Origin of the sequence: Nostoc flagelliforme FACHB-838, from assembly GCF_014698065.1 — a bacterium.
Classification (GTDB): domain Bacteria; phylum Cyanobacteriota; class Cyanobacteriia; order Cyanobacteriales; family Nostocaceae; genus Nostoc; species Nostoc flagelliforme_B.
In genome coordinates this window covers 1-5,059 of the sequence record NZ_JACJSI010000410.1, presented here as the reverse complement: position 1 = coordinate 5,059, position 5,059 = coordinate 1, and the positions used below count along the sequence as shown (strand labels likewise).

The following is a 5,059-nucleotide window of genomic DNA, read 5'->3' as shown; positions in this document are numbered from 1 at the left end:
GATAGTGCTGGAGTTCGATATGCTCTAGTGATTCCCACTCGGTCTAATCCCTTTGTTGCCCTAGTCCCGGAATTTGATATCAAGGGTCTGGAACAAAAACAAGATTCCAAACCTAATGGTGAGACTGTTGATAGTTCTAAAAATAATCAACAATCCTCACAGCAGCAGATTGACTGGTATCAAGAAATTAGAAAATGGGCAACAGAATTAGGAAGAAGACCGCATTTTCAGGAAATCAAACAGAAGTGGCAGGAATTAACAGGACAAGAGTTAAACGATTTGGGGGTGACTCTATTACTAGAAAATCTCGGCTACCCAGACGATTAAACTGGAATGCTCGATATGGTAATCCTAAAGAGTACAGAAAGCAAGTAGCAATCGCTCACCGAAAAACTCACAATTATTGTGTCGTTTGCCTAACTAATAAAAGTGAAGAGATTCATCACGCTTACTATGGCAATGATGTTATTGGGGTATCAACATTTCCTACGTGCTACCTTTGTCATGATGAGATTTGTCATAGTTCAATCAATTGGATAAAAAGCCGTACTAACCCAGTTTGGGGGAATCGCAATACTGATGAATTTATTACAAGATTGAGGCTGGGATATCAATTACTTTATGGAGGAATTAAACGTGTTTAATGAGTTGAGCAGTGTCGTCAATCTTGTCAGAAATAAAGTTTTAATGTAATCGGAGAAGAATTCTCATGTATAACGGTGAATACGACAATTTGAGTTTTGAAGAACAATTATATCTGACTGAAGAGGAGATGAGACGGCGACATAATCAGCAAATGTTCTTACGCCGCAATGCCCAACTGTTGCAGCAGGAGTTGAAGCTTGAAGCCGAACTTTTAGCAGAAAATCCAGAGTTAGCCCAGGTGATTCATTCTCTTAATATGCAAGAAATCCAAAGTAATCAGCAAGGGGTACAGAATGTTTTAGGTTTAGAAGAATTAGCCTCAAAAGAGCAAAGTATTTGGAGTAAGTTTTTTCCGGGATTGAGTGGATGATTTGTTCGTGCAGTGCGTAAGTCCTATTTTCATAGGGGCTGAACAGGTAGGGCAAACGCATCTAAAGTATAAAAATCCTTTAATAGCAAGGGTTTCAGCGTTTTTAAATTTAGCCGATTTTTTCGTCAAGATCCTTATCCAGTAAGGGTTTTAGAAATACTGTGCGTTCACCCTGGCTGAACAGGTTAGTGTTGTAGATGGTATAGGATTCAAATCACTACACCGTTTGTGCTTTAATACACTGAGTATGTTTTGTCGATCTGCTTTCAGCAAACCGTTAAAAAGCCTTTAACAGAGTATTCATACTATTTGGAAAGATAACCATATCCAAAACGGGATTCTCAATCCCAAATAGTATTAAGAGTAGACCAGAATTTTGTCTATCTGACCCACTTACGGCGACGACCTAATACAGCAAAAACACCAACACCGAACAAAGCGCCAAGACCAACGTTAGGCTCAGGGACAATAGCTGCCAGGCCAATAAGACGCTTACCGCTACTGATAGCGCCTACTGATGTAGCAGCACCTGTGGTCAAGTCGATAGTGTATAGATTGGAGCCGGATGTCGAGGCTGGAGTCAATGCTGCAAAGGCAGTATTCACCCCATTGTCTGTGAAGATGTCAAAACCTGCTGCCGAGATAATGTCAAGACCGAGAGAACCTACTAGCCCCAAGGTGCCATTATTAGGCGGATTCTGTATAGATAATGTATCAGTAACGTAGTCAATATCGTACAGTATGGTTCCGGTTGCTGGGTTATTATCAACATTAGTGTATGCTACAGCAGTGATGTTGGGATCTTCTGGGTTCAATGTCCCATCAACAATAACTGCACCAGTGTCCACGTTGATGCGGTAGTTTTGGTCATTGCTACCAACGACCCGTAAACGATCAGGTACTGGGTTGAAGTCTACTCCAGAAATAGTCCCGCCAGTAAAGGCTGAGGAGAGGATACTTACAAAAGAAGCAGCACCAGTGAACGGGTTGATGGTGTATATGTTGTTAGTATTCGTGAGACCATAGATCAGATTGTTAGCTGGACGACGGTCAATCCCCAACAAAGTACCATCGACCCCAGTGACTGAGACAGTGCTATTACTGGTGGGATTGCTGGAATCAAAAAGAACTAGATTGTTGTCTTCAGTTAGACCTACCAGACTAACAGCCGCCGCTGGTTTGGCGATGCTGAGTAGATCAAATGTTGCCGCTATTGCCAGTGCAGTGATAACTGTACCTAGTTGACTTAATTTCATTAAAATGCCTTTAATTGGAATTTTTTCTTGTGTGATAAGTAAAATTCAGCCAAACATACAACTAGCGTAAATACGTAATTATATTCACGTCAATGTAAATTTTTTTTGGAAGGAGAATGTAAATTTCACTTACAGTAAATAGTACATTAATAAGTACTGTAAGTTCAATAAACAGGATATATCTTCATTGAAAATTTAAACTACAAAAGTTCAATTTCTGGCGAAATATGATGTGTGTACAAATAATTTGAACTAGTTCAAATCGTTGTTTATCTAATTTTATTAATCATTTGTAAAGGTTTTAGATGTATTTTACTCTAGTAATATAGTTATGTTTATTTGCACCTATTTAATTAGGCTTAAGTCCCAGGAGGTGATTATACAAAAGACTCACTTGACATTGGTTTGGGAGTGCGCCCCGACCTCACGGGTCAGGGAAGGGGACAGATGTATATTGCAGATGTCCTCAATTATGCACGTTCAAAGTTTAATCCCACCCTATTTCGCATTACAGTGGCAGCATTTAATGAACGTGCGCTCAAAGCATGGAAAAAAGCCGGATTCCAACAGATACAGTCATTTCAAGCACTAGGTGATAAGGAACTATTTATTATACTGGCGCGGCATATTTGAGAAGTCTACTGTAGTACGACGAATTATTTGACCAGAATGGCAAATTGTTTGTCATCAATCTAAATTTTTCTAGGTTTTCTGTTCCAGCAATTTCTATAACTTCATGCCAGAAATATTAAAAATTAGATCCTGAATGCTTACATATCATCTGTGCTGCTATTGAAAGGTTAGCCAAAATATAGTCAGCAATTCCGAAACGAGACATTTGAGGATGAGACTGATTACCCTGATCTATCAAAATAAGTTTTATAACCTGCGCTATGTTCAGCTTCTACATCACCAACATTATCGCCAATAAACCAACAATTTGGTAAATCTATATTTTTAGTCTAGATAATTTGCTCTTGATGAAGTAAAATCGCATCAAATCAGCCCAAAACATTTTTACTACTTTGAGAATTGGAATTATCGGTATTTTAACTTTAAAAGCTTATGGCATAATGAGCAATATTCCCACGGGAGAAAAATTATGGTTGAGGTAGATTGAATGCCTGTTACCTACGAGCTTAGAGATTATCAACATCAGTGGATAAAAGATATTTGGAATTCTTGGGAAAAAGGTAATAGGCGGGTGCTTGGACAACTCCCGACAGCCGCCGGGAAAACGGTGTGTTTTGCACATATTTCTCATAAATTTTTTGAGCAAGGGAAGCAAGTTTTAGTCATTGCCCATCGGATTGAGTTGATATCTCAAGCTGCTGAAAAGCTAGAGCAAATTATCGGTGAACCAGTTGGGATTATCAAAGCAGGTGTTCTGGCTAATCCGGAACGGAGAATCCAAGTTGCTAGCATTCAAACGTTGAGCAGACGAGAGGTATTAGAGTTGCCAATGAACATTGGACTTTTGATATTAGATGAGGCGCATCATGCAACTGCTTTATTTTATCGGCGACTAATTGAACATTATGAAAGCGCCCAGATATTAGGTGTAACTGCAACTCCTCAAAGAATTGATGGTCAAGGTTTTGTTGATTTATTTGATGATTTGGTTATTGGCATTGATACGGATAAATTAATCCAGGCTGGGTATTTAAGTAACTTTCGATTATTTGCAACGAATCAAACTATTTCTACTGTTGGAGTTGCAAAATCTCGCGGGGATTTTAGAGCCAAAGAGTTAGCGGTTGCCGTCACTAGCCAGATTGGGGTTAGTGAAATCCTTGAGAATTACTTTAAATATGCACGAAATCTTCGTACAGTTATTTTCGCCTGTAGCTTAGAACATTCTCGTGCCCTGGCTGCGGAATTTTCTCGTAATTATATTAGTGCCGAACATTTAGATGGGAAAACTCCCACACAAGAGAGATTAGAAATATTGCAGCGTTTTCGCAATGGCACAACCCAAGTAATTACTAATTACGAAATCTTAACCGAGGGCTTTGATTGCCCTAATATTGAGTGCGTCTACTGTGTCCGTCCGACTGAAAGCTCTACTCTTTGGCTGCAAATGCTGGGGCGGGTTCTTAGAACTTACGCTTTAAAACCAACCGCGGGAATTATTGATATTACGGATAATTGGAAAAAACATGGGCTTCCTGATGAAGCCCGTAAATGGAGTTTATTGCCTAAAACTATATCAGAAACACAAAATAAAGGCTTAATCCAATGTAAGCATTGCACCCATATTTTTAAACCACTAACTGATGAATTAGCTAAAATTGAAGCCGAAGTTGACGAGGATGGAGTGGTGATTCAACATCACCAAGCTATTTGTCCAAGCTGCGGTAAAACGATTGATTTTACTACTATTGAGAATTTTGCTATGCCTTGTTTTAGTAGAATTCGACTTAGACAGGGTTTTAGTCTTGAGCTTACAGAAATTGACCTTTCTGTTTCTGCTTACAGATTAAACTTAGTTACTGATACGCTTAGAAGGCAAGGTTTACGGGGTGCGAGTCCCACTAAAATTTATAGTGCCATTTTCATCGCTTTTATTGAAAATATTACTAGATTTACTCTTGGAGATTGGCGCGAAATTGTTAAAATGGTTGAGCCATCCCAATCAGCAATTACTAAAAAAGCATGGGAACTGTATAAAGAACCTTTTGAGCGGCATAAGAACCGCATCCTGGCTATGTCTTTTGTTGAACAGAAAAAGCTAAAACAACAAGGCAGTAGCAATGTGGCGACTAATGTAACGACAATAGAAGCTCTT

Annotated in this window: 4 protein-coding genes and 1 pseudogene; 4 read left to right on the top strand and 1 reads right to left on the bottom strand. The window is 39.1% G+C overall.

What is annotated here, in order from left to right; translation table 11 throughout:
• Positions 1-327 (top strand): annotated as a pseudogene (locus H6G97_RS45145) (hypothetical protein); the annotation flags it as partial.
• Between the two features lie 382 nt (positions 328-709).
• Entirely contained in the window at positions 710-1,015 is a 306-nt protein-coding gene (locus H6G97_RS45140) for a hypothetical protein (protein WP_190946958.1), read from the top strand.
• 380 nt (positions 1,016-1,395) lie between these two features.
• On the opposite strand, the gene H6G97_RS45135 is transcribed toward H6G97_RS45140, so the two are convergent.
• Positions 1,396-2,271, bottom strand: a complete 876-nt coding sequence (locus H6G97_RS45135; protein WP_190946957.1) for a DUF4394 domain-containing protein — start codon at positions 2,269-2,271, stop codon at positions 1,396-1,398.
• A 411-nt stretch (positions 2,272-2,682) separates the two neighbouring features.
• Between H6G97_RS45135 and H6G97_RS45130 the strand changes: the two genes are divergently transcribed.
• Positions 2,683-2,904, top strand: a complete 222-nt coding sequence (locus tag H6G97_RS45130) for an N-acetyltransferase (RefSeq protein ID WP_338421986.1) — start codon at positions 2,683-2,685, stop codon at positions 2,902-2,904.
• 487 nt (positions 2,905-3,391) lie between these two features.
• A partial coding sequence (locus H6G97_RS45125) for a DEAD/DEAH box helicase (RefSeq protein ID WP_190946955.1) occupies positions 3,392-5,059 on the top strand: 1,668 nt, incomplete at its 3' end.